Origin of the sequence: Streptomyces apocyni (genome assembly GCF_009739465.1) — a bacterium.
GTDB classification, from domain to species: domain Bacteria; phylum Actinomycetota; class Actinomycetes; order Streptomycetales; family Streptomycetaceae; genus Streptomyces; species Streptomyces apocyni.
In genome coordinates, this window is record NZ_WHOM01000014.1 from 1 (window position 1) to 417 (window position 417).

Genomic DNA, 417 nt, shown 5'->3' on the forward strand with positions numbered 1-417 from the left:
TTCGTAGACCATGCCGAGTTGGAGTTCGGCCATGGGGTAGGCGTCTTCCAGGCCTTCGGGCAACTGTGCCAGGTCCTCGGCCGACACCAGCCCGAACGGCTCGGTGACAGCCCCCTGATCCCCACCCCTCGCGTCCATGTCCACGGTCACCGACGCGCAGAGCCCGGCCAGCGTCGGCGCCTGGAACAGCTCCGGCAGTCCGAAGACCAGCCCGGCATCCCGCGCCTTGCCCAGGACCTGGATGCTGCGGATGGAGTCGCCGCCGAGGTCGAAGAAGTTGTCGTGGCGGCCGATCCGGTCCACGCCCAGGACTTGGCTCCAGATCCCGGCGAGTTGCTCTTCGATGCCGGGTCGGGCGGGCTCGAACTGGGTTGTGATGTCGGGCCGTTCGCCGGTGGGTGCGGGTAGGGCTCTGCG

1 protein-coding gene is annotated in these 417 nt (G+C 68.8%); it reads right to left on the reverse strand.

Going from position 1 to position 417, the window contains the following annotated elements:
* The coding region (locus tag GCN81_RS00050) for a phosphopantetheine-binding protein (protein WP_156721305.1) at positions 1–417 on the reverse strand (417 nt) is incomplete at both ends.